The organism is Catenulispora yoronensis, from assembly GCF_039531695.1.
Lineage (GTDB): Bacteria > Actinomycetota > Actinomycetes > Streptomycetales > Catenulisporaceae > Catenulispora > Catenulispora yoronensis.
Genome location: NZ_BAAAQN010000017.1, coordinates 60,184 through 83,224 on the forward strand (window position 1 = coordinate 60,184; position 23,041 = coordinate 83,224).

The window sequence follows — 23,041 nt, forward strand, 5'->3', positions numbered from 1 at the left end:
TGATGCCCTGCGCGCCTGAGCGGTATACCGGGGTCTGAGGGGTTTCAGCCGTATGTTCCGGCGGTCGTTCCGACGGAATCAGAGTTCTGTGATACTCCCCGGTGGCTGCGCCGGTCGCGTCCGGCCGATCACGGTGCGGGGCGCGATCGGCACCTACCACTTGGGGTGAGATTATGAGGATCCTGAACCGTCGCACGACTCGGCGTTTGGCCTGGACGGCCGCGCTTCCGCTGGTGCTGTTCGCGGCTGGGCCCGCAGCGGCCGGCGTCGGCGCCGGGCCTGCTCCGGCCGCGGCCGCGCACTACAGTGCCGTCAGCTTGGGCGGTCTGGGCGGTGACATGACTGAAGCGGCGAAGGTCAACGACAACGGCGTCGTCGTCGGCTTCGCCAACCTGTCGGCCAGGGGGGCGAGCCATGCGATCGTCTGGAACGGCGGCACGCTCACCGACCTGACTCCCACCGCCACGAATGCCGGGGCGGTGGCGATCAACAACAACAACGAGATCATCGGAACCGCCGACGGTCAGGCATTCTTCTGGGCTGCCGGAACAATGACCAACCTGGGAACGCTGGGGGGAACCGGTATCTCGCCCCAGGCGATCAACAACCTCGGCCAGGTCGTCGGCTACGGCCAGACCGCCGGGGAGGTGACCCACTCGTTCCTGTGGCAGTACGGGCAGATGACCGACTTGGGCAGCCAGTGCTACGCCACGGGCATCAACGACAACGGTGTGATCTCCGGCTACTACTCCAACGGCCTGATCCACGCCTGCCTGCTGGACCACGGAAGCTTCGTCGACATCGGTGCCCTGCTGCCCGACACGCGCAGTACCGCCGCCGGAATCAACAAGTACGGGCAGGTCGTCATCAACACCAAGCCCGTGGACAACCCGGCAAGCGGCGGCCCGGCCGTGTGGCAGAACGGCACAGTGGTCCACCTGCCCATCCCGGCCGGCCTGACCGCCGTCCGCGCCACCGGCATCAACGACCTGGGCCAGGTGACCGGCTACGGCGTCGACGCGACCGGATTCCACCCCCTGCTGTGGGACCACGGCACGACCACCGACCTCAGCACCCGAGGCCTCCCGACCCCGCCCTACACCCCCGGCCTGGCCATCAACAACAAGGGCCAGATCGCGGCCACCATCGTAGACGACCAAAACACCAACGCCTTCCTGTTCACCCCGGACGCAACCTGACCGGCTGAACCCGACCAGCACCGCCAACACGGTGGCACCGGCCTGTGATCTTCCCAGGCCGGAGCCACCGATCCAGATCGCGGCGGTCGAACGAGACACTGACGGCTCCGGATCCGCAGCAGACTGACGAAGCATCAAGAGACCAGGTCAGAGCCTTGTGGCCCCCAATTGGCCCCAAGGGCCTGCGAAAGGAGCCCCGAGCATGCACCCCACTCGCCGTAGATCGCCACCGTGAACGGTGCCGCTGACTGCGAGCGGCGTACGAGATCGGCCAGTTGAGCGATCGCCGGCTCTCGGCCTAGCAAGTCAGATTGCGCGCCCTGAAAGGCTGGCTGATCGTTGAGAAGACTGAGCTCCAGCGGTGTTAGCACCCTGATATGGTCGCAACCTCCGTCCGTGCGGGCTGTCTGTTGAACGAAAATGCAGGACATCGATATTGCTGCCATGTCTGCGACGGTTTCATGTGGGGTCTGGCACGCTTTCCGGGACGGATGGAGTGGATCAAGTCAGCAAGATTCGCTTGCGGTGCAGCTGGAATCCGTCGCGCCCGGAGGTTCCGCGTTTCAATGCCTTGATGCGATTGGCCGCGCCCTCGGTGACTCCGGAACTGTAGGGCAGAGTCAGACTGGTGGTGACGGCGTCGAAGTCGGCAAGCAGGCCTTCGGCAAACCTGCCAGGGTGCGGGATGTGGTCATCGTCGTGGACCGCCTCGATCCAGGTCGGCAGGTCGCGTCCGTTCCGGGTGCTCATCATCGCGCCGAACGCGGCGACATGTCGGTGGACCGCCTACACTTCCGGGCAGCCGGCGAGGACCGTCTCGAGCCCGGCGGCATCTTGCTCGGTAAGCGAGCGGGGATGCCGCGTGATCCATCCGGTGACGCTGCGGACGGACGGCACTTTGGAGGTGGGCAGGCTGCGTCGACCCCGGTGCGGTGCCAGCCAGCGCATACGATCGCGCAGTGTGCTGTAGCTGCCGGTGTAGCCCTGCGCGGTGATCTCGCGGTGAAGCTGCAGGACGTTTGTATGCCCCTGGTCCCAGCGTTGTAGCACGTAGGGCGTGAACGGGTCGATGTCGCTGGGGCGTTTCGGCCGGCCCCTTGACCAGGTCCTGCCATCGCTCGGCTCGGGTGTATCGCTGGACGGCGTGCCGTCCCCTACCAGGTGTCGGGCGATCGCGTGGATGCCGTAGCCGACTGCGAGCAGCTCGTGGACCATGGCGTGGTGTTCGCGAGCACGCTGTGCGAACGGACCGGTCAGTGCCGTGATGCCAGCCTCGACGCCGTCAGTAGTCTGGTCGCCGACCACGGGCACCGTGATCGCGCGGATGTCCTCGCGGTGCGCGGCGGCCTCCTTCTCCATAACCTTGCGAGGCTCGCCCACAAGTGGTGGCGATCAGCAACCTGCACCGCGGCCGGGGTGCCGCGGCGGACGCCTTCGGCGTAAGCGCTGGCCCGGTCCCTGCACGCGATCTCCACGCCTGGATGCTCAGCCAGCCAGCGGGCCGGCGGAACCGCTCCACGGCCGGGCAGCGCGTCGACGACGCGGTGCGTCTCGGAGTCGGTCAGCACGGTGCTGTAGCGGTGGCCACGCCGGGTGGCGAAGTCGTCAACACCAAGGGCCCGCGGCGTCGGCTCCTCCGGGTCCGGCAGCGCCTTGACCAGCCGGATCAGCGTCATCCTCCCGATTGGAAAACCGGCAGCGGCAGCCAGGCGAGCCCCGGCCCGGCCGACCAGCGCCAACCCGATCGGCTCACGCAGAGCACGAAGCCGCAGCGTGCAGCGGCCCTACCAGAACGTGAGCCCCCGGATCTGCTCGGCGAACGTGCGACACGAGCAGGCCGCAACCCTCGCAGGCGAACCGACGAACCGACGAACACGCAGCACGAGTTGGACCGGCAACCCGGCCAGCGCCATGTCCGCAGGATGCCGCAGGTAGACATCGTGAACCCGGGACGACATCGCCCCGTACGCCGGACAGGCCGCAGCGTCGGCAGTTCTTCGCGCAGCGATGTGGACCTTCGGCCCGCAACGGCCAATCGCCTCGACGACCGCCTCAGCGTCATCCCCGAACAACACGGCCGTCCACGACTCCAGAACATCTTCCGTGCCTCACACGGTCACGACACAGCGACCCGTGCGGGACAAGCGCAGGCCCAAGCGCTCGAAGCTCACCGGACCCCAGCGCCGCGATGATCCACTCCGCCTGTCCCGGAAAGCGTGCCAGAATCTTTGAAGTGGCCCAGGTCTGACGGGGCGAGTTCCAGGGGAGGTCGCAACACCTGCGTAGGGGATGTTGCGATGACGGGACGGTTCGGGGGCCGCTGCGTGCCTGGATCACCGCGTGCCGAGCCGGTCCATGACTCCGGACTGGAAGTTCCCCACCAGCACATCGGCGTGCTGGGCCAGCGCTGCGACCTGTTCGGGTCCTTCTTCAGGTCCACGGCCAGTGACTGCGTACCGCGGTTGACGCGGGCAAAATACATGGAGCGGCCGTCGTGCGCGAACGGCCCATAGCGGCGGGAGTCGTCGCCGGTAGCAGGATGGTCGACCTCGACGATCCGCGCCCCCCCAGATCGGCCATGATCATCGTGGCCAACGGTCCGGCCAGGATCCGGTCAGATCGATCACGAGGAGCCCGGCCGGCGGCTGGGCCTCGGCGCCGGCGCTGTCGGGGGCAGATTCGACGGATTTAGCGGACTCGGCAGCGGCGTCAGGGTACACGGCAGTCATGGATGATCAAAGTGGGACGCGCTGCCTCGATCGTCGGCACAGCGGGACTATCGCGCAGGTCACAACGGTTCGCCAAGGTTTGCCCACGTCGCTGCCCGGGCTTGGGTGCCCTGGTTTCGCCGTGACGTGCAGCGGTCTGTGTCGCCGTTGTGGTTTTGAGGGGTAAAGGCAGCGGCGAGGAGGGGGATCGATGCGGGATGCGGAGAGCCGGGAGGCTGAGTTTGCCGAGTTCATGGTGGGCCGCTGGCCATGGCTGGTACGCCTGGCCTACGCCCTGACCGGCGACTGGGGTCATGCCGAGGATCTGGCGCAGACTGCGTTTACCAAGGCCCTGGTCTCCTGGCCGCGGCTGCGCCGCGTCGACGACCCGGACGCGTATCTGCGCCGCATCCTGCTGAACGCGAACCACTCGCGGTTCCGGAAGCGGCGCGTGCCGGAGACCGGTGCCGCGCCGGAGGAGCAGGCGGTGACGGTCTCCGACGGCACCGCCGAGCTGGATCAGCGTTCGGTGCTGGTGGCGGCGCTGATGGAGTTGCCGCCGCGGCAGCGGGCGGTGGTGGCGCTGCGCTATTGGGATGGGCTGACCGAGACCCAGACCGCTGCGATCCTCGGCTGTTCGGCCGGCACCGTCCGCAGCCAGGCCAGCCGCGCCCTGGCCAAGCTCCGTATTAGCCCGCACCTTCACGATGGGAGCACGTCACGATGAGCATTGAAGACCTGCAGCACCGCATCAGTGCCGAACCCGGCCGGCTGTCGGCCCCGCCGGCCCCGGTGGAGACGGTCATCGGCCGCGCCCGGGCGGTGCGCGCCCGGCGCCGTGCCACCGGCACCGCCGCGTTGGCGGTGGTCGCCGTCGCGGGCGTCGCCACGCCGGTGCTGGCCGGGGTGGGGCCGTGGCGGGACGGCTCGGCCGTCGGCGGGGGCGCTGCGGTCAGCGTGAATCCGCCGAAGGTCGACAAGCAAGGCGGCACGGTGTTCTCCGGGTCCGCAGACGGCAAGAAGTGGTCGGTCAGTGTGGCGGCGGGCCGGTGTGCGACCGACGACGGCGACCTGTTCGGTTGCCTGCAAGGATGGGCACCGGGGCCGGGGGCAGCCGCGGAGTTGGCCTCCACCTTTCAGACCTATACCTCTGCGCCGATCAAGTACCGGATCCGGCTGCGTCCGGGTGTGGCCCGCGCGGATGTCGATCTGACAGACGGCGAACGCCTGTCCCTGACACCGGCGAAGATCGTGGACACGCCGATGGCGGCCTTCGAGGTGCCGCGGCGAGTAGGGATCAGCCGAGTCACCGCGTACGGCGCCGACGGCCGTGTCGTCGCCTACTCGATCGCCTACCAAAGCCCCACCGACGCGCAGCTCGCCATGTGGTACCGGCCCGACGAGACGCCCACGCAGCCCGTGGCCGCGGGTACCATCACCGCGACCGTCAAGGGCGTCCCGGCGAACGTCGAGGTCCACACCGGCCCGTTCGGCATCTGCTACACGATCCAGCACCAGAACTCCCCCGACGACAAGAAAAAGGTCCCGAACACCACCTGCCAGCCGCTGCCGTCGGCCACGACTCCGGCCCCGCCGACAGGCCCGGACCGCGCGCCCATGGGCGACAACGTGCCGAGCAACGCCCCGTGGTGGGTGGCGCTGGGCGGCCTGGTGGGCAACGGTGTCGACCACGTCGACTTCGCACTGAGCACCGGAACGTTCCGCGCCTCCACGGTCCGTATCGGCGGGTTCTCTTTCGCCGTGTGCATCGTCGAGCTCGGTGCCAAAGGGTTCTCGATGGTCGGCCGAACGTTCTACGATGCGTCCGGCCACGTCCTGACCTACGAGCCGTCACCGGTCAAGTAGCCGCCGGCATCGTCCGCCACCCCGGTCCATCCCGCCGCATCTCCCGGGTTGGCGTTGAAGTCGTACCGGACCCGCCGTCACGGCGCAGTGCCACCAGCGACACCGACGTCATGCCCCAGGCGCGCTCGCCCAAGGCACGCCGCACCAGCAGCGCCCGCTCGTCGGTGCGAGCCGGGCCGGGTCTGCGCCGGCGACCAGCGGCAGTCACGACGCCCATGCCTGCACGGTCGGACCATGCGCCTGCGGCTCGGGGCGGGCGGCTGCGGCGAGCAGCGGCCGGAAGTGCTTGATCCGCGCCGCCATCTCGGCCACGCCGGGGCCGTCGACGGTGTCGACGCCTTCCGGACCGCTGTTCACGATCACGTGCAGCCCCGCTTCAAGGGCCCGGGGGCGCGCACAACTGACGACCGCGGCGAACGCCGCGACCGGGTCGACGGCCAGCCTGGTGCCGCCGGCCTGCCGGTCCTGGCCGTCGATTGGATGCGGATGCGCCGGCCAGTGTCGGCCCGGCGGGGTCCACGCCCAGTCGTGGAACGGGGCAGACCGTCACGATGTCGCGCCCTGGGCTGATCATCTTGATGGCCATGCCGGTGAGGTATGTCCCCAATCAGCGGCCTCGAAACGGCTGATCGAGTTGGAAGCTCTGGACGATGAGGCAGGGGCCGAACGGCATCTCGAATGACGCGCCCTCGTCGTCACCGAGGACCAGGATGACTTCGGCGTGGGGGGATGCATGACCGTCAAGCGCGTCGAGGCTATCGAAGACCTGGCCCACCATCGCTTCATCGACCATCAGGAATTCATGCGGCCGATCTGGATCGGCTCATCGTCAGGTTCGTCATCGGATTTTGCCTGGTCCGAGAGGTGGGCATAGTCGCTGCCGAACTTGACCTGCGGTCAATGGGGTCAGCGCCGCTGTACTGAAAGCACAGGTCACGGCGTTGGTGCGGAAGTGGAGGTAGCTTCCAGGCACCGTGACGGCGGCGCCACAGTGGCCCCCAAGCGGCCCCCAAAGTATATCAAGGGCCTCAATCCGATCCTTCGGATTGAGGCCTTGACCTGCGATGTTACCGTCGGGCTGACAGGATTTGAACCTGCGACCCCTTGACCCCCAGCCCGCCTAGGCTGTCAAGTAGTTGGCTTGTAGAGGCCGGTTTCCGCCTGCTAATCTGCAGGTCAGAGGCAGTTTATAAGTATCCACTTGTTTCAATCTGTCTCGCTCTGTTTCAGCGTGACCGCGGACATTTTGCGGACACGACGCGCGACGCGAGGGGGATCTATTGGGCTGGGTCAAGCGGCGAGAGTCCACAAAAGGGACGATCCGTTATATCGCCTGCTACCGAGACATACGAGGCAAGACTCGGTCGGCCGGAACCTATTCAACCGAGACACAGGCTGAGAGGGCATGGCAGAAGGCCGAGAACGATCTCGCCGCCGGACGTATCGGCGACCCCAAGCGTGGACGGCAGAGGTTCGAGGTGTACGTCACGGGGACGTGGTTTCCGAACCACGGTATGGAGCTGTCGACGCGGCAGAACTATCACTACCTGATCAGCAAGCACCTCATGCCGCAGTTCGGCTCGATGCGGATGGTCGACATCCTGCCCGAACACGTCCGCGAATGGTTGACAGCGATGCAGGCCGACAAGGTCCCAGCTCAGACTCGTCGCCACGCTAAGGCCGTACTTGACGCCATCTTCACCACAGCATTCAACGATCAGGTGACCCGTCTCCATGCCGGCCGGGGCGTCAAACGCCCAACGGTGGCCAAGAAGACGAAGCAGATTCTTACTGCAGCCCAGTACGACCGGATCCATGCGGCGATCGGGGCCGGTGAACACGATGGCGAGATGATGCAGCTGCTCGTCGAGACGGACATCGAGACGGGCATGCGATGGGGCGAGCTCACCGAGCTGCGTGTGAAGGACCTGGATGCGGACGCCGACGTCGTCACCATTGCCCGAGTGGTCGTCAAGCTCGATCCCCAGTTCCACCCTGAGGGCAAGCGCTTCCACGTCAAGGAGTACCCGAAGGACGGTGAATGGCGACAGCTCAAGATCGCCAGACATCTTGCAGGGAAGCTCGTGGACTTCGCCAAGGCCCGTGGGCTCGCCCCTGACGATCTGTTCTTCCAGTTCGCGCAGCCCACCGAGGCCAAGCGGCGCAAGCGTCCGGAGGTGTTGCCCGATCCGATGACGCTGGGTTGGACCGAACCACACCCCAAGTCTGGTCGGCAATTCCGGCACGGGACGATTACGGCGTACTCCGGCATGAAATGCCGCTGCCAGTACTGTCGCGACGCGATGAGCGCGTACCGTGCGGAGCGCCGCGCCATGGGCAAGGACGAGCCGCGGAAGCTGCGCGCGCCTGACACCGACGGTCACATCGACGGCAACTGGTTCCGCAACCAGGTCTTCTACCCCGCGGTCAAAGCTGCTGGGATCACCTTCAAGGTGACACCGAAGTCGATGCGTGACGCCCATGCATCGTGGCTCTTGGCCGGCGGTGCCGACCTCCAAATTGTGAAGGAACGCCTAGGCCACGGGAGCATCACCACCACCGAGCAGTACCTCGGGACGCTGCCAGGAGCCGGCGACGCGGCGCTAAGCGCCCTCGACGCGATACGCGGTGCGCGCACCCCGGCCGATCTCCAGGCCGAGCCTTCAACGGCGAAGGAGGGTACGCCCGATATGGCCGAACTGATGAAGATGATGGCAAGCATCAAGGACACGTACGAACGCCTCGCGTCTTGAGCCGTCGACCGTGACTGTCTGGGGCGGGGCAGGTATCTGTGCTCGCCCCCGGACCGGCTTATGTGCGTCGGTGCAGTGCCACTGAGCCGGTTGCCCGGGCTGGGCTAAAGATCACGCAGGCGATGCTCGGGCGCTTTTCGATCCAGGCCACCGCCTAGATCTACGCCGCCGTCTTGCCGGCCGCCGCCCACCAGGCCGCGGAGAACACCGCCGCGCTGCTGTTCGGCACGCACAAGGCGCGTCGGCGGCGGTGCTGCAGATGCTGCAGATGCTGCGAGTGCGGGCGTGAGGGCCCGCGCCTGCCCACCCTAAAGCGTCAGTCTGCGGGCTGCGGTACGAGGCTCTCTGCGAACTCCCGCACCGTGGCCTCCATCGCCTCGAACCCCGGCAGCAGGGCGTAGCCCGCGGACCTATCCGAGAGCGGTTTCACCAGGTGGCGGTCGTGTGCGAGGTCGAACGGCCGCCAGGCGACCGGTTCGCGAGTGGATGCATCGGAGTCCTCATGCTGCTTGCACACCTGCATCAACGTCCGCCGGATCGCCGCGGCCATGACCACCTCGTCGCCGGGCACGATGACCTTCTGGTCCAACGACCGTCCCGACAGCACGCCGAGACCCGGGACGATCCACTCCGCCCAGCACGCCTCGAGGCTGCTGCCGTTCATCGGCCGATGGCAACGCCGGTTGCGCTTGGAATCCCGGGCGACACAAAGCCAGCCGCCCTCGGTGTGCGGCGGCATGACCATCAGGACACCGTTCATCATGACGACGGTGCCCTCGGGGTCCTCCCAGGGAACCAGCGGCTCGCGGGCCTTCTTCTGCTGAGCGAGGATCAGCAGAGCTTGCTCCTCGAGGAACGCCTCAGCGATGACCGCGACCGGGTCGCCCTCCGGGAAGTCGAACCACTCGCCATGGGCGCGCGCGGTCTTGAACCGCCGGTGAAGCGCGGTTTCGAGCTCCACGCCACCCTTCTTCTGCCAGAGCACCTCAAGCTCGACGGGCGATGAGCTCTGGAGCTGCGCGAGCCGGCGCGGGACGTCCTCAGAGGTGCCAATCTTCACCCGGCTTCCGCCGGGACTACCGATGACGTAGACCATCTGGACCTTCTCCGGCGTCGCGGTCACTCTCATCCTCTCGCCGCTCTAGTGCGGGGCGCTGAGATCAGGATATTGCTTCGCCGCCGATGAGGTCGCGGGATAAACGGCCGGCCCGGGCCGTCGAACGGCCTGTGCGGCCCCGTAGCCTGTTGCGGCCAGGGCACATGCCGCTTCAGCGCAAAGGCTCATCGACGTGGATGTACATGCCCCGATCCTCGTAGATGTCGAATGTGAGCCCGAGTCGCTGCCACATCTGAAGTACCGCGGCCTCGCCTTCGGCGACGATGGCGAGGTCTTGCTCGCAGATGACGTCCGGGTCGGTGGAGAACTCCGACTCGTCGCGAATCTTCATGATCCGCCGCCAGACATCGGCCAGGTAGAGCTGTGCCCCGGGGTGATCGGAACACTCGGCTTCCAACGGCCCCAGCTGCTCCAGCCAGGTGGCTTCGGCCTGGGCGTGGCCGAGTAGCGTCAGCATCTGATCCGTCTCTCGGAACAGGCGCACGTAGAGGTCGTTCACGCTGAGGCGCCAGTTGCGGTGGGCGTCGACCAAGTCCGGCCAGCCTGGGTGGACGTGGCTGTCCAGCACATCGGCGACCTGGAGGTGCTGGCCGAGGACGACCTCGAGGTCGGTGGCGCGCACCGGCCGGGCGTCCTGCCCCTCGATCTCAACGGACCACAGATGCCCAAGGACAATGTCGGCCATCAGGTCGGCGTGTAGCTCGTCCAGCGCCGATCGGACGAAGGCACGGGCAGCCTCGGTCGCGGTCCGCGGGTATTCGGGCTCGCGCTCCAGGGCTCCGCTGGTCCGACGGCGCCGCTCCAAAATGGGGTGCGCCAGTTCATGGGCGATCAGGAAGACTGCCCACGGGCTGACGGACGCGTCCGGGCCCGCGGCCAGCAGCGCGCCGTTGACGACGATGCGGACCCGGGCCGCCTGCCGATCCAAGATGATGTTCTTGGCGATCGCAGTGCCGCCGAGGCGCTGGCTGTCGTACGGCCCGACGCTGCCCTCGGAGGCGAGATCCGGATCGCGCATGGCAAAGGCGTCATCGACGCCCTGATGGAAGTCGTCGGCGACCACGAGCTTCACCTCGACCGGCGGGACCTGTCACTGTTCGGCGATGCCGTCGAAGATCTGGCCGAGGGCCATGAACATGTCACGAAGCAGGGCGTCGTTGTCGATACGTTCGCCGGGGTCAAGGCGAAGGTTGTAGCGGTTGTTCACCGGATCCCTTGCTGATGGAGGCCCGCAGGCTGTCTTTGCCCCGTGACCAGTCCTTCAGGACAGGGTAGGGCCGCGCACTGACAGTCGTGCGTTGTAAGCCGCCCACCAGCACCGCAGCGACCCGCCGCCCCGCCGGGGGAGTGTCGTACTTGGTCACCGACGCGAGTGTCGAAATAGGTGTGGGCCGCCCCCGCTTTCGGAGGGGCGGCCCAGACGTAGACCGCGACTAGGTTTTCATCAACGTGCCTCGGTCAGTCGCTTCCCAACTGTCCGTTTCAGGGCAGCAGGGCGACCAACGTACCCTGACAGCGCCAGGTCTGACGTCGATGATTACTCCGACGAGGTAGCTTCCGCAGCTCGCCTTCCGGGTCGAGTGCCATCGACGACCGATCCAGGCATCGGCTGGGCGGGCAGCGTAGCGGTCGTAGATCTTGATCTTTCGCATTTGGCTGCTCCGGTTCTGCACGGGGTTGTCCCCGAAGAGTGTCTTGTGGACTGGCCTAACCGCCGGCCGACGGCCGGGGCGTGGGCTAGTACTCTGCGTCGCCATCGGCTTCCGGCGGTAACTGCTCGTAGAACGCGGTGGCGCGTCTGTCGAGCTCGTCGTAGAGCTCGGCCATGGACCGCCAGGCCTCGCGGTACTGCTCGGGCAGATCTTCGGCAGCGAGTCCCCAACAGAGTGCGCCCCACACGCCGCCCTCCCAGTCGATCTTGCCGCGGACGTCACCACCTGTATCAAGCGGGAAGTTAGGCATAGAGTCCCCGTTCTACTCAGTGATCTGGCTGGCGATGTACTGTTCGACCGACCTGACGGTGAAGCGTCGCGATCCCCTGACCATGACGCCTTCGAGGTCGCCCGCCTTCATGAGCCGGTAGATCGTTGTACGGCTGGTCCGAAGGACCTGCTCGGCTTCCCGCACGGTGTACAGCGGAACACTCACCTCTGCTCGCCGCCCATCGTGGTCGAGACGTAGTAGAGGTACGACAGCGTCAGTATTCGTCGACACCCGCCTACGGGGACTACCTGAAGCTCTCCTCGCCTTACGAGGCGGCGGACGGTGCTGCGACTGACGCGAAGCCGCAGGGCGACCTCTTCGTATGACATCCAGTTAGGCACGGTCGCGACCTCCCTCGGCGATCGCCTCACAGCCGGCTGCGACGAGTGCTGCGAAGACGACGCCGCGCGCGATCAGAAGGCGGAGGGCGATCCTGCGCTGGACGCAGCGGCGCCGATGACGGCCGGTGGGTGTGACCCCCGGAATCTGCGGTGCGGTGAACCCGTACACGGGGAGCTGAAAACGGAACTCGGACATGCCTGAGCCTCCAAGAGCGATGGGAGTTGCCGCGTCTTTGAGGTCGACGCCGGCGGGACCTCGGACTCGACATCGAGTCCATGTCAATGAGTCAATCATAGACTATGGTCTAGATCCAATGTCAACCATAGTCGACCCAGGCTCAGGCGTCCTGGACTATGGTCGAGGAATCGGACGATCGTCCGGCTTGAGGCCGAGGAGGTTGTCGGCTCCTCGGAAGGCCCCGTAGATGGGTCGCCTTAGACAGCTTCAGCTGGCCCTTCAGCTAACGGGAGCGATTCGGCCCAGGTGGGCAAGGGGTGCAGTGCCAAAGCGCGCACGGATCAGGCCGTGGGTTCAGTCCGTATGGCCGCGATGCCCAGCCAGAGATGCTCTGCCTCGACCAGGTGGAGGTGGCGCAGCGGCGCCCCGATAGAGGACGTCTATCCGCCAAGCAGCAGCGCCCGGCACCCCGCTTCTGCGGGGTGCCGGGCGCGGTGCGGGAAAGGCTGGGCGCCGACTACTTAGCCGAGTGCTTGGGCAGCCCTTCAAGCTGACGACTGTTCTTGGCGATCATGGTGATTGCCTCGATGCTGGAGTCGGAGAGGCCGACGGAGAGAAGCGCGAGGTTCCGGACGCGTTCATCGGTCAGCGCGACTTGGATCTCGGGGGCGACTGTGAGCCTTGCGTCGTCAGGGAAGAAGAATGCGGGGTGTACGCCGAAGTACTCGGCCAACTGCGCGAGGACCTTGTAGGAGGGATTGTCCTTCCGGCCCGTCCGCACCTGCCAGATGTAGCTCTGCTCGATGACCTTCTCGCCGGCCGTGGCATTGATCCCGTCCGCGACGGTGCCAGCCCCGATCTTCCTGCCCGCCTTCTCGCTCGCGATCCTGAACAGGAGGTCGAGACGTTGAGCGACGAACGGCAGTTCCTTGGCCGGCGTGTCCTCAGCATTGGCGGCCATGTCGCGCACCGTCCCCTTCTCGGTCATCGGCAGGTCGGGACTCGCTCCGGCGGCCCCAAGAGTGAGTCTAACATGCAACGCAGAAGAAAGACTAAAGTCCAAAATTGCCCCTGGCCTACTCCTCGACGGTGAGGTACAGTCGCTCATCCGGGCCTGTGAGCTGGCCATATGATCACAGGAGGTGGCTATGGAGGCCGCAGGTCAAACCCTTCAAGCGCCGCTTGCATGCCCGCATTGCCGCCAGGTTGAGCGGGTCCAGCACGTCCCCGCCATTTACCGAAACGGTCTTGGCGTGTATCACGGAACCAGTTCCGCGGCCGGCGTCGCCGGAGGTCATGTCGCCTACGGATACGCCGTCCACGGCGGCGTTACGATCAGCGGCCTATCGAGTGCGCTGTCGCCGGCCCCTGCCCCTCGCAAGGCAGGGTGGCTCTTGGGGGCGTCCCTCTTCTTCATCCCTCCGCTCGCCCTGATGGTGCGGATCGCCCTTAACATGACTCGGCACGGATCTCCGTCGGCGGTCACCGCTGCCCAGAAGGGCGGCTACGCCTTCGGGACCTGGCTAATGCCTGTGTTCTTCTTGCTGCCGGTTGTGCTGTTCCTAGGCGCGTTCGTTCGTCGCGTCAGGCGTAACACCGCGGTGCTCCGCGGCCAGCCCGCTGCAATCGCCCTCTGGAATCAGGGATGGTACTGCGACCGTTGTGGAGGCGCGTTCTTTCCCGTCGGCACGCCGGCACCTGTTCCGACCGGTCAACTGCTTCACCTTGGGGCCTTCCGCCACGTGGTATGGAGTGCGGGCGGCTACGCCCACGTGTCGTAGCTACCACCCTGGGCGGTTGCGCGGACATTGGCTCGAATCACACGAAGGTCAGTCAGCCCGCTACCTGACCGAAGTCGGGAAATGAGCGCCGGGCGCTCATGTTCGGCCGAACAGTCATCTCGAAGGGGAAGGCATGGTCGATCCACAGCAGCGCGGCCAGATCCGGCGGCATCGGCCACGGTTTCACTGGACCCATTTGGACCGTCACATCGCCGATGTGAGTGTCCCCTGCGCCGAACTGCATCGTGATCATCGGCGCTTCCGCTCCGTTTAGCGCGTAATCCACGGTTTCGAGCGTCACGCCGGTGAACTTGTGAGCCCCGACCGCGATGGCTAGCGGCAGCCCGTACCGGTCGGCGAGTTGCCGATACTTGGACACCTTGTCGGCCACGCGCGCCAGCAGCTTGTCAGCACTCACCATTCCGGCCCGTGAAGTGGGCGGATCGAAGGCGGCGTGCATCCCGAGCGGGGAGTCCATCGCGCGTCCGCCCAGGCGCGGATCGCCCATCACCAGGAAGGTGTAGCCATGGCTGGTGATCCTAATTGGGGCGGGCTGGGACCAGTTCCACACCGAAAGCAGTTGCTGTTGCACCTCGGCGGCGATCTTCTTAGCCGTGCCGGCTTCTGGGGGTCGTGGCGGTCCCTCAGTCGCAGCCAACTGGAGCACCACGGACACCGGGATTTTCTTGATCGCCTCTACCAGATGATGCCAGGCGCGCATCTGCGCGAACGTCTCCTTCGACGGATCGTCCGTGTGGACCTCCACCAGGAACAGCGGCTGTCCGCCGGAGGTCGTCACCGTCCAGTCCGGCGTAAGGCCGCTTCTTCCGTCCAATGGCTGCTCATAGGCCACGGAGAAGCCCGCGCGACGTAGGGCCGCGCCCGCGGCGAGCTCGAAGATGACCGACCAGAAGAACTCGTCTTGCCACAGCCGGCCGGCCAGCGTGTCTGCCTTCCCTTCAGGCAGTTGCGCAAGCTGCTCGTCGAGCCAGTCCCGCCACGAGACGTACTCGTCTTGGACTTGAATGTCGTAGCTGAGCTCACGCTGCACCTGCGGCAAGTGGTCATATCGGCGGCGACGTTCGGCGACCCAGGTCGGGTCGAATCGCGGTTTTTGAGGGCTTCCATGAGTCACGTCCGTATTCTGGCCCAGCTGTACCCCCAGATCTCCCCATTTTCAGTGCTCCGTTCGCTACGGAGCACGCCACGGCTCCTGCGCACGTCAAACAGCCGCTATGGGCGGGAGCCGGGTGGCATCCTTGTTGGATGGCGCGAGCAAACGACCAGTACTCGAGATTGCTTGTCGGGACCGAGCGCGGATTATTCCTTCGGCAGGTACCGCCAGCGACCTCGTTGCCGTCCGGCGATGTCGGGCCGGCCGCGGAAGAAGCCACTCGACGTGCTGCTATGCAGTGGGGCCTGCCTGATTTCGTATTTCGCGCTGCGGTACGGTCGCGCGGTCGCGGCGTTCGCGAACTCGGTGACGTGATCGTTTGCGTGGGCGACGTAGCAGCTGTCATTCAGGTCAAGGCGCGAGCCGAGGTCTCGGACGACAGCGCACGCGAGGCTAGCTGGCTTGCCTCGAAGATCCCGAAGGGCATGAGCCAGGCCAGTGGGACGCTACGAGCGCTTGCGCGAAAGGAGCGCGAGGTACTCGTCAACGAGCGGGGCAATCAGGTGGAGGTGGAGTACGCCAGCAAGATCTGGGTGCCCGTAGTCGTCGTCGATCACCCTTCCGCAGACGGGTATCTTCCCGAGCCCGGAGCGGTGGTTCTGGTGCGCCGCGACTGGGAGTTTCTGTTCGACCAGCTGAAATCCACTGATGCCGTCATCAGGTACCTGCATCGTGTCAAAGACGACGCGCCTTTGCCGCTGGGCCAGGAGCCTATCCGCTACTACCAGATTGCAGCGGCCGACGCTGTCGCGCCGCCCCAGCCGATGAGCACGGCTGGCCTTGCGGGTGATCCGGTGCATATCTCATTGCCCGTGCTTCCGCAGGTGCCTGCAGGAGCTGAGGGCGGCGCACACCTGCTGCTTCAGACGATCCTTGAAGAGACCGCCGCCTGCCCACGACCCTCGGGCGTCTCGGAGAATGAGTACCTCGATGTGCTGGCTGCCATGGACACCTTGGTGGTCGGACATCGTAGCGACTTGGGCGACCTGCTTCTTGGATGGTTAGAAGAGGCCGCCGCGATTCCGGCAGACACGACCCGGTGGCGAACTCGTCGCATTATGGGAGTTGGGCAGCCGCAGTTGTTGTTCTCGGTCGTCTCTCAGGTGAACCAGGACCTGCAGGGAATGTTCTCGCTGCTGGTTCGCCTGCGTCATCAGCAGTTGATCGAAGCTCTTCCCGAACTCCGTCACGACCTGACGGTTGGGGTTCTACTCGCCCCCGATCATGCAGGCCAGCGCCCTTGGGTCACCACCTTGTGCGCTGTCTCAGGCCCCTGGGATCTTACCCTCGAGGACCGTGGTGCAGTTGAAGCCTTGTGGCCCCAGCGTCCCGATGAACAGATTTTGCAGGATGGTCCTGCTACAACGTGACGCGGTCCGACTCGATCGGGCGGTCAGAGGTGGTGCCCGAGCCACCACACGATACCGGCAGCGGCGGCTGATCCGAGGGTCGTGGCCGCCCCGCGCACGGCGGCGAACAACGCGGTCCGGCGCAGCCGCTGGGACAATCGGTGTTGGGTCGACATCTTCTTCGGCACCACGGCCTCCTCGATGCTTTGAGTGCTTACGCTGTCGCATCCCAGAGAGCCAGGAACCTCAGCCTTCGGCGAGGGGACCTGCTAGCTTCATGGGCGATGCTGCTGGTAGGACATGCATTACGGTATTTCGGTGGTACTTCGGCGAGGTCGAAGTCCGGAACGCGGGAGACCTACCGTGCTCGACGAAGGTGACGCGGTCCAGAGATTCGCTTCAGCTCTGCGAACGCTGTTTGAGAGGGCTGGCTCTCCGACAGTCACTCAGCTGAACCTCTCGCCTGAAGCCCGGGCTCTGGTAGCGACGTTCAAGGACGCCTCGGTAAGCGACTGGAAACGCGGTAAGAGTGTGCCGGCGGACGCTAGGACCCTTGAGGCGCTAATCAGGGTCCTGCAGGCTAAAGCGGCACAACGGCAGGTCGGGTATAGACCGGAGCCCATCGCGGCGTGGGAGAGGCGCCGTAAGGACGCTCGGCAGCAGAAGAGGAAAGGACGCCCCGCTGCTCCAACCACGGCCGGACGGTTGCACGATTCTCCGGGGCGGCCCATAGCGGAGTTGGACGACCCCTTCGTGTACGACGTGCACGAAGCGATCGAGGCAGACGTATCCCCGACTGGCGGCGCATTGCCGCTGTTGCCGTATTACATCTTCCGAGATCACGATCAGGAACTGGGCGCGGTCATTGACCGTGCAGCTGCCGGACACAACAGCGCAGTGTTCATGGTCGCAGACTCATCCACTGGGAAGACCCGCGCTTGCTGGGAAGCAATCGGCCGCCACGTGACGCTCACGGAAACGTGGCGGCTGTGGAACCCGATCAGCTCTGGCCCGCCGCAAGCGCTGCTTGAGGGACTTCCACATGTTGCGCCCCGCACAGTGATGTGGCTTGACGGAGCGCAGCAGTATTTCCTGACGCCAGGCTCAGACTTAGGAGAACGCGTAGCGGCAGCTCTGCGAGAGCTCCTTCGTAGTCCAAACCGAGGTCCATTCCTGGTACTAGGTACGATGTGGCAGTCACAATGGGACACCCTGACAAGGACGCCACACTCTGGCGAGATGGATCTCCACCCACAGGCGCGGGCGTTCCTCAGCAACAAGTACATCTCCGTACCGCCTTCCTTCGCCGGTGAGGCTTGGGATAATGCTGTCCGCGCCGCCGACCTCGACGCCAGACTAGCCCTCGCAGTACGGCATGCTGAGGATGCGCGTGTCACGCAGTTCCTTGCCGGTGCACCACAACTGATCGCCCGGTACCGAACCGCTCCTCCCCACGCACGAGCGATCATTCACGCCGCAGTCGACGCGAGACGCTACGGTCACGGGCCTGGCCTACCCGAGGAGCTGCTCAGGGCAGCCGCAGTCGGCTACCTGTCAGACCATGATTGGGACCACCTGAAGGCGGATTGGTTTACGGCTGCGCTCGATTACTGTGCTGCTCCGTGCAAGGGTGCACGCGGGCCGCTCTCGGCCAGTCGCCCTAAGCCTGGAAGCGTTGCCGAAGCGCGAAAAGTACATCGGCTGGCCGACTACCTCGAGCAACAGATTCAGCATGAGCGTAAAGGAACCTTGGCACCCACTCCACTCTGGGAAGCACTTGCAAAATATGCAGATGATCCACAGGACCTTACGCGGCTATCTCGGTTTGCATTCGATGCAGGTCTGTACAAATACGCCGCAAAACTCGGAAGCCGTGGCGCGCTCGCGGGGAGCGCTGAAGCAGCTTACCTACTATTGCGAGTCGTTCGGAGACTAGGCGACGACCAGTTCACCGATGCGTCCGAGTGGGTCATTGACATGGTGGAGTCAGAGAACCCGCGGGTTGTTGCGGATCTTGTGTACGTCATGCACAATTCAGCTGCGCCGGCGACGCTCGACCAGTGGACCTGTCGCGCGGCTGGAACCGTACGGCTCGACAACTACGATGACGCTGCAGATCTCATCTACGCGCTTCACCGCACCGGATGTTTGCAGGCTGCGAGGATCCTGATCTCCAGGATTACTGCACTGGGCAGCCCGAAGGAGCCCGAGCATCTTGCCGCCATGGTGCGATGCCTGGCGGACAACGAGGCACCTCAGGAAGCCCTTAGCGTGCTCTCACATGGCGCGCTCTTCGTGAGTATCGAAGATCTCGGCGAAGTAGCAAGCTTGGTTCGCCATGTTCGGGACCTAGCACGATACGAACTCCGCGAGCACCGCGAGCGCGTAGCCAATGCAGCTATCGTGCTTGCCTATCGAGCAGCCTTCCTCGGACAGACGGACGATCCGGGCAAGTTGGCAACGCTAATTCACGCATTGTCGGATTGCGGTCTCGCGGATGCTGCCGTCGCGCTAGCGCGACGTGCGGCACAGACCGTGAACCTTTCAGGCGCTAACTACTCGGCCGACCTAGCCAAGGCACTTTACGACATCGAACAGTCATCAACAGCCGCGGATATTCTAAACCGACTTCTAACCATCCACCGCGAAAATCCGGATATTCCATCAATCATCTGGTCCTCACACGTGGCGCGGGCGATCGACATCTCCACCGCAAACGATCTGCTCCTATTTGCGGCTCAGTATGCTGCCGACATTGACAATCCATCATGGTTTTTCGGGGACGTCATTGGGGCGCTCAAGCGCGCGGGATTACAAATTGAGTCAGAGAAGGCTGCTGAACGCGCAGTTACGCGAGTAATATCAACGGCCGCAGGGGACGTTGGCGGCTTATTGCGAACCCTTCAAGAATCAGGGCCACCCGAGCAGCTCGAACGCCTGACAGATGCCCTCCCAGACATCTGCCAGAGACTAGACGTGGGCGACGCCGAGCACGTCGCGGCATTGATCGAGCATAGCCCTTCGAACGTAGAGTCGGAGGTGGCTTCAATTTTAACGATGCGGGCTCATTCGCGCACAGATCTTACCAAGCCGCTAGCGGCTCGGCGCCTGATCCGAGCCGTATACGACTCGCCAGCGAGGAGCGTAGCGGAACAGCTCGCTAATCGCACTATAGGTGAAGTAGACCTCGACAGCCCCGCGCACGTTGAAAGCCTAGTTAAGGGCTTGCTAAAGATGGGGTATGAACGCCAGGCCGTCACGCTACTTGAGCGAGCGATGGACTCGGGCGCCGATCATGAACTCTTTCTTTACTGGATCGAAGTAGCCGCTCACGCCGAACGCCGTTCGGCGTTTGACACTTTCGGTCGCGAGCCGAATTCGGTTCCTGGATCTCCCTGGCGTTGGGAACGGCCGAGCTAGAATTGGATCGAATCCGCCTACGCTGGGCCCCAATTGTGGTCCGGACCTGTGTCAGCGCTGGCTACCCCGACCGTCGTGCTGCGTCGCTCTTCGTAGCCCGCCACGCGCGTGAGACATCCAAGCTCCCGCCAGGAAGGCATCGCCGATTGGAATGTTCGTCCGGCGGGTGAAGTCACCAGGGGCGGGACGGCTTGCCGTCTGGGTCAAGCCCGTACCGCTCGACGGTCGTGGCGCCAGGATTTCCAACTGATTGCCAAAGACGGGCAAGCCCTGGCAGTGCCGAGTGTTGTGCGGCGTTCGCGGCCAAAAGGAGCAGGCGCTCGGCCTCCGGCGCGTCAGTAGCTGCCAGCATCTCGGCGTAAAGAACCATGGCATTAGTCTCACCTGCATCTATGGCGCTTTGGTAGAGCGTTTCAGCACCGGCACGGTCTCCGTGCTGTTCTCGCATTCTTGCGAGGCTGGTTAGCGCGCCGGGGTCACCGGCCTGAGCGGCGCCGAGGGCCGCCGCTTCAGCCCCGGTCGAATCCCCGCCCTGCTCTCGCGTGACCACGAGATTGTGAGCGGCAAATTGGCCGGCTTGTTCGCTGGCCAATTCATACGACCGCTCGGCCCCCTCCCGATCTCCGGTCTTCCACATTGCGAGGCCTACCTCGTAGAGCGCCGTCGTACTTCCGGCGTCCGCAGCTCGCTGAAACAGTTCCAACGCTTCGCCCCCGCGCCCCGCCTCTTGCCTCAGTCGACCGAGCTCATAGAGCGAACCAGGGTGTCCAGCGTCGGCAGCGAGCTGAGCAAAACGCTCGGCTCCGGTGTGGTCTCCGGCCTGCTCGCGGAGTTGGGTAAGGCTATCCGCCACGAAAGGGTTGCCAACAGCAACCGCGCCTAGCGCCAACCGCTCAGCCTCGGCGCCGTCTCCGGCCTCTTCGCGAAATCGCATGAGCTCATGCGTAGCGAAGTGGTCTCCGGCCGTCGCGGCGCGCTGGTAAAGCGCCTCGGCCGCAGACCGATCCCCATCGCCCTCGCGCCCAAACGCAAGATCGCAGAGGCCGCGGGGATACCCCGCCTCCGCAGCGAACAGGGCCAGATCCTCAGCTTCGTCCAATCTTCCAGCGTGGGCCCATATTAGGACAAGTTCGCACAGTGCTGCGTAGTCGCCGAGTTCGCCTGCACGTCGGAAGAGGGCTTCGGCCTCCTTGATATCGCCCTTCCTCTCGCGTAGGTGGGCCAGGTCGGACGTTGCTTCGGTACTCCCGGCTTCGACGGCACGCCGGTAGAGGGCGTCCGCAGACTGGAAGCGCCCACGAGCGCTTGCGGCTTTGCCCAAGTGATGCAGAGTGACGTGGTCGTTCACATGGGTGAGCGCCGCGTCCCAGAACGACTGCGGAGGGCAGTCCAAGTGGCGCTCCCGGCGGCCGTGCTGTTCAAGATAATCCGCAAGGCGGTACGTCGGCCCGGATGCACCCTCGGCAGCGGGAGATTCCCGTGCCGCCCAAGGCTTCATACGCTGGCGCACACGGCGCAGAGGCGCGAAACCTCCATGGACCGGTTCGGCGAGCTGCGACAATGCGCGCTCGAACCAGTCGTCCGAAAGAGCCTCGGACTCATCAGGATTCAGGTAATCGGTCGCCGCCTCGGCAAGGAACTCCCGCGGCAGATGCAGTGCGACGCCAAGTCGCCGGGCATCGACTGCCGCCTTGAGAATCGCCTGGGCACCTGGCTCGGCGCTGGCGTAGCGTCGCAGCAACTCTGGAGCACCGGCCAGATACTGGGTGATCCGACCGCCGTGATCGCGCGCCAGCACATCCGCTAGATATTTATCCCCGGCTGAGGCCAGCCGTCTCGCCTCACTCAGCGCTGGTTCGTCGAATTCACCTGGCATCATGATGCGTCGCCCCTCCAGCAACTCCCGGGTGCGAGTGTGGGGATCTGGTTGTCCGAAAGCTGGATGTTCTGCGTAGATCCTGTCGTATTCAGGCCATAGAGTGCCCAATACTAAAACTGGGCTTCGTTCCGGATCCAAGAGCAGGGCGTGTATCGCCGCGGCCATCTCCTCCCCGGCGTCGAGGTAGTGCTGAGCCTCATTCAGCCACACCACCGTGCGCGGCTCTACCTGTGCCAGCCCCACTAAGGCGGCTTTCGCGCGGCTCGGATCGAATGGATGCCATAGGCGCCATCCGAGCTCAGATAGCGGCTGCACGGCTTCCCAGCATGCGCGCGTCTTGCCCGTGGAGGAGGAGCCGACCAGCACCACCATCGCGCTGCGACCTTCTGCTGCGGCTGCGGTTACACGGGCAAGCTGGTCGTCATGCTGGCGCCGTATATACGCAGGAAGCGGCGCCCCGGTGTATCGCTGACCGCCGGCCGGGTGCACCTCCAAGTCCAACGCGTCCCACGCTGTGATGGGCAATCCCGGTCCTTCAGGCAGGTCCGGCGGTTGCGTGGCGCATGCGGCTCTCCGCAACTCCAGGAGCGACGTCACATTGAGCCGCAACGCTCGTCCCAGCGCGGCTAGCGTCCTTTCCGAAGGAACGCCCACTTCGGCGTTCAACGCTTGCGAGACCGTTGTTCGCCCCAGACCACTACGCCGAGCGACTTGAGTCACGTCTAGATCAAGACCTGCCACTCCATCCCGCAGTTGATTGCGCAACTCGGCGGCCGCAGCCTTCGCCGCTTCGTCCTGAGTGACCATCAACGCCCTCCCGCGGGCTCTCGCGGCCTGTTCGACGGTGTTCATTTTCGTCCAGCTGAACCACAGCGAACACGGACGGGGCGAGATTCATGGCGACACGCATACAACTTCGTCCCCGAGGAGCCTCGCCATGACCAACCACACGGCCCTGATTCTGCTTTCTACCGCCTTCTCCGCGCTCGTCGCCACTTTGATCGCTCTGGCCGCCGGTTTGCTTGCGCTCCGCGACCGCAACACGTGGCCGCACGCTGTAGCCCGCGCGGCTGGAGCGTTTGCCGCGACTCTCACGCTCGCCGCTGTACTGGCCATGGCGGCCCACACCCTCGGGTTGTGATGGGCACTCGGTATCGGCTTTGGCCGCGATCACTATGCGCGTGACGGCAGCAGCCGCCATCCCGGCTTGCCCGATTCCGGTTCCGAACACGGATCCAACGGTGCAGAGGAATCGATGAGTCATGCAACTCGAATCCACGAAGCGTGTCCAAC

The 23,041-nt window shown here is 65.1% G+C and carries 23 protein-coding genes; 7 read left to right on the top strand and 16 right to left on the bottom strand.

Annotated features, from left to right (window positions below; all coding sequences use genetic code 11):
• Positions 1 to 173 precede the first annotated feature (173 nt).
• Positions 174 to 1,199, top strand: a complete 1,026-nt coding sequence (locus tag ABD481_RS16305; RefSeq protein WP_344666508.1) for a hypothetical protein — start codon at positions 174 to 176, stop codon at positions 1,197 to 1,199.
• A 501-nt stretch (positions 1,200 to 1,700) separates the two neighbouring features.
• Here ABD481_RS16305 and ABD481_RS16310 read toward each other — a convergent pair.
• From ABD481_RS16310 to ABD481_RS47400, 4 genes are all read right to left on the bottom strand, one after another.
• Entirely contained in the window at positions 1,701 to 1,952 is a 252-nt protein-coding gene (locus ABD481_RS16310) for a hypothetical protein (protein ID WP_344666509.1), read from the bottom strand.
• 33 nt (positions 1,953 to 1,985) lie between these two features.
• Positions 1,986 to 2,558 carry a hypothetical protein gene (locus ABD481_RS16315; protein ID WP_344666510.1) on the bottom strand — a complete coding sequence of 191 codons (573 nt, stop codon included), beginning with the start codon at positions 2,556 to 2,558 and terminating at the stop codon, positions 1,986 to 1,988.
• Positions 2,453 to 2,875 (bottom strand): transposase, encoded by a 423-nt coding sequence (locus ABD481_RS47395; protein WP_425559191.1) that lies wholly within the window; start codon positions 2,873 to 2,875, stop codon positions 2,453 to 2,455. The genes ABD481_RS16315 and ABD481_RS47395 overlap by 106 nt, the downstream gene beginning before the upstream one ends.
• A 491-nt stretch (positions 2,876 to 3,366) precedes the next feature.
• Positions 3,367 to 3,756, bottom strand: a complete 390-nt coding sequence (locus ABD481_RS47400; RefSeq protein ID WP_425559194.1) for a CoA transferase — start codon at positions 3,754 to 3,756, stop codon at positions 3,367 to 3,369.
• 362 nt (positions 3,757 to 4,118) lie between these two features.
• Here ABD481_RS47400 and ABD481_RS16320 point away from each other — a divergent pair, with 362 nt between their 5' ends.
• Both ABD481_RS16320 and ABD481_RS16325 read left to right on the top strand, forming a co-directional pair.
• On the top strand, positions 4,119 to 4,634 hold the full coding sequence (locus ABD481_RS16320) for a SigE family RNA polymerase sigma factor (RefSeq protein ID WP_344666511.1): 516 nt from the start codon (positions 4,119 to 4,121) through the stop codon (positions 4,632 to 4,634).
• Positions 4,631 to 5,773, top strand: coding sequence for a hypothetical protein (locus ABD481_RS16325; protein ID WP_344666512.1), 1,143 nt, complete (start codon positions 4,631 to 4,633; stop codon positions 5,771 to 5,773). Before ABD481_RS16320 ends, ABD481_RS16325 begins: the two co-directional genes overlap by 4 nt.
• A gap of 204 nt (positions 5,774 to 5,977) precedes the next feature.
• On the opposite strand, the gene ABD481_RS16330 is transcribed toward ABD481_RS16325, so the two are convergent.
• Positions 5,978 to 6,136, bottom strand: a complete 159-nt coding sequence (locus tag ABD481_RS16330) for a hypothetical protein (RefSeq protein ID WP_344666513.1) — start codon at positions 6,134 to 6,136, stop codon at positions 5,978 to 5,980.
• A 244-nt stretch (positions 6,137 to 6,380) separates the two neighbouring features.
• Entirely contained in the window at positions 6,381 to 6,566 is a 186-nt protein-coding gene (locus tag ABD481_RS16335; RefSeq protein WP_344666514.1) for a hypothetical protein, read from the bottom strand.
• A gap of 487 nt (positions 6,567 to 7,053) precedes the next feature.
• On the opposite strand from ABD481_RS16335, the gene ABD481_RS16340 reads away from it, so the two are divergent.
• Positions 7,054 to 8,526, top strand: coding sequence for a tyrosine-type recombinase/integrase (locus ABD481_RS16340; RefSeq protein ID WP_344666515.1), 1,473 nt, complete (start codon positions 7,054 to 7,056; stop codon positions 8,524 to 8,526).
• A 316-nt stretch (positions 8,527 to 8,842) separates the two neighbouring features.
• Here ABD481_RS16340 and ABD481_RS16345 read toward each other — a convergent pair whose 3' ends face one another.
• The 8 genes from ABD481_RS16345 to ABD481_RS16380 all read right to left on the bottom strand — a co-directional run bounded on the left by ABD481_RS16345 (position 8,843) and on the right by ABD481_RS16380 (position 15,061).
• Positions 8,843 to 9,649 carry a GIY-YIG nuclease family protein gene (locus ABD481_RS16345; protein WP_344666516.1) on the bottom strand — a complete coding sequence of 269 codons (807 nt, stop codon included), beginning with the start codon at positions 9,647 to 9,649 and terminating at the stop codon, positions 8,843 to 8,845.
• A gap of 145 nt (positions 9,650 to 9,794) precedes the next feature.
• Positions 9,795 to 10,706: a hypothetical protein gene (locus ABD481_RS16350; protein ID WP_344666517.1), complete on the bottom strand. Its 912-nt coding sequence runs from the start codon at positions 10,704 to 10,706 to the stop codon at positions 9,795 to 9,797.
• Positions 10,707 to 11,380: 674 nt separating this feature from the next.
• On the bottom strand, positions 11,381 to 11,605 hold the full coding sequence (locus tag ABD481_RS16355; protein WP_344666518.1) for a hypothetical protein: 225 nt from the start codon (positions 11,603 to 11,605) through the stop codon (positions 11,381 to 11,383).
• A gap of 12 nt (positions 11,606 to 11,617) precedes the next feature.
• The gene (locus ABD481_RS16360; RefSeq protein ID WP_344666519.1) at positions 11,618 to 11,770 is read right to left on the bottom strand and encodes a helix-turn-helix domain-containing protein; all 153 of its coding nucleotides are present in this window, start codon (positions 11,768 to 11,770) and stop codon (positions 11,618 to 11,620) included.
• Between the two features lie 17 nt (positions 11,771 to 11,787).
• Complete coding sequence (locus tag ABD481_RS16365; RefSeq protein WP_344666520.1) at positions 11,788 to 11,955, bottom strand: helix-turn-helix domain-containing protein; 168 nt, start codon at positions 11,953 to 11,955, stop codon at positions 11,788 to 11,790.
• A 4-nt stretch (positions 11,956 to 11,959) separates the two neighbouring features.
• Positions 11,960 to 12,163: a hypothetical protein gene (locus ABD481_RS16370; RefSeq protein ID WP_344666521.1), complete on the bottom strand. Its 204-nt coding sequence runs from the start codon at positions 12,161 to 12,163 to the stop codon at positions 11,960 to 11,962.
• Positions 12,164 to 12,662: 499 nt separating this feature from the next.
• The gene (locus ABD481_RS16375) at positions 12,663 to 13,133 is read right to left on the bottom strand and encodes a transcriptional regulator (protein WP_344666522.1); all 471 of its coding nucleotides are present in this window, start codon (positions 13,131 to 13,133) and stop codon (positions 12,663 to 12,665) included.
• Between the two features lie 845 nt (positions 13,134 to 13,978).
• Complete coding sequence (locus ABD481_RS16380) at positions 13,979 to 15,061, bottom strand: hypothetical protein (protein ID WP_344666523.1); 1,083 nt, start codon at positions 15,059 to 15,061, stop codon at positions 13,979 to 13,981.
• 272 nt (positions 15,062 to 15,333) lie between these two features.
• Between ABD481_RS16380 and ABD481_RS16385 the strand changes: the two genes are divergently transcribed.
• Positions 15,334 to 16,470: a hypothetical protein gene (locus ABD481_RS16385; protein WP_344666524.1), complete on the top strand. Its 1,137-nt coding sequence runs from the start codon at positions 15,334 to 15,336 to the stop codon at positions 16,468 to 16,470.
• Positions 16,471 to 16,493: 23 nt separating this feature from the next.
• On the opposite strand, the gene ABD481_RS16390 is transcribed toward ABD481_RS16385, so the two are convergent.
• Complete coding sequence (locus ABD481_RS16390; protein WP_344666525.1) at positions 16,494 to 16,637, bottom strand: hypothetical protein; 144 nt, start codon at positions 16,635 to 16,637, stop codon at positions 16,494 to 16,496.
• Positions 16,638 to 16,812: 175 nt separating this feature from the next.
• Between ABD481_RS16390 and ABD481_RS16395 the strand changes: the two genes are divergently transcribed.
• Positions 16,813 to 19,869: a hypothetical protein gene (locus tag ABD481_RS16395; RefSeq protein ID WP_344666526.1), complete on the top strand. Its 3,057-nt coding sequence runs from the start codon at positions 16,813 to 16,815 to the stop codon at positions 19,867 to 19,869.
• Between the two features lie 172 nt (positions 19,870 to 20,041).
• On the opposite strand, the gene ABD481_RS16400 is transcribed toward ABD481_RS16395, so the two are convergent.
• Positions 20,042 to 22,555 carry a hypothetical protein gene (locus ABD481_RS16400; RefSeq protein ID WP_344666527.1) on the bottom strand — a complete coding sequence of 838 codons (2,514 nt, stop codon included), beginning with the start codon at positions 22,553 to 22,555 and terminating at the stop codon, positions 20,042 to 20,044.
• Between the two features lie 130 nt (positions 22,556 to 22,685).
• Between ABD481_RS16400 and ABD481_RS16405 the strand changes: the two genes are divergently transcribed.
• Positions 22,686 to 22,889, top strand: coding sequence for a hypothetical protein (locus ABD481_RS16405; RefSeq protein ID WP_344666528.1), 204 nt, complete (start codon positions 22,686 to 22,688; stop codon positions 22,887 to 22,889).
• Positions 22,890 to 23,041: the final 152 nt, after the last annotated feature.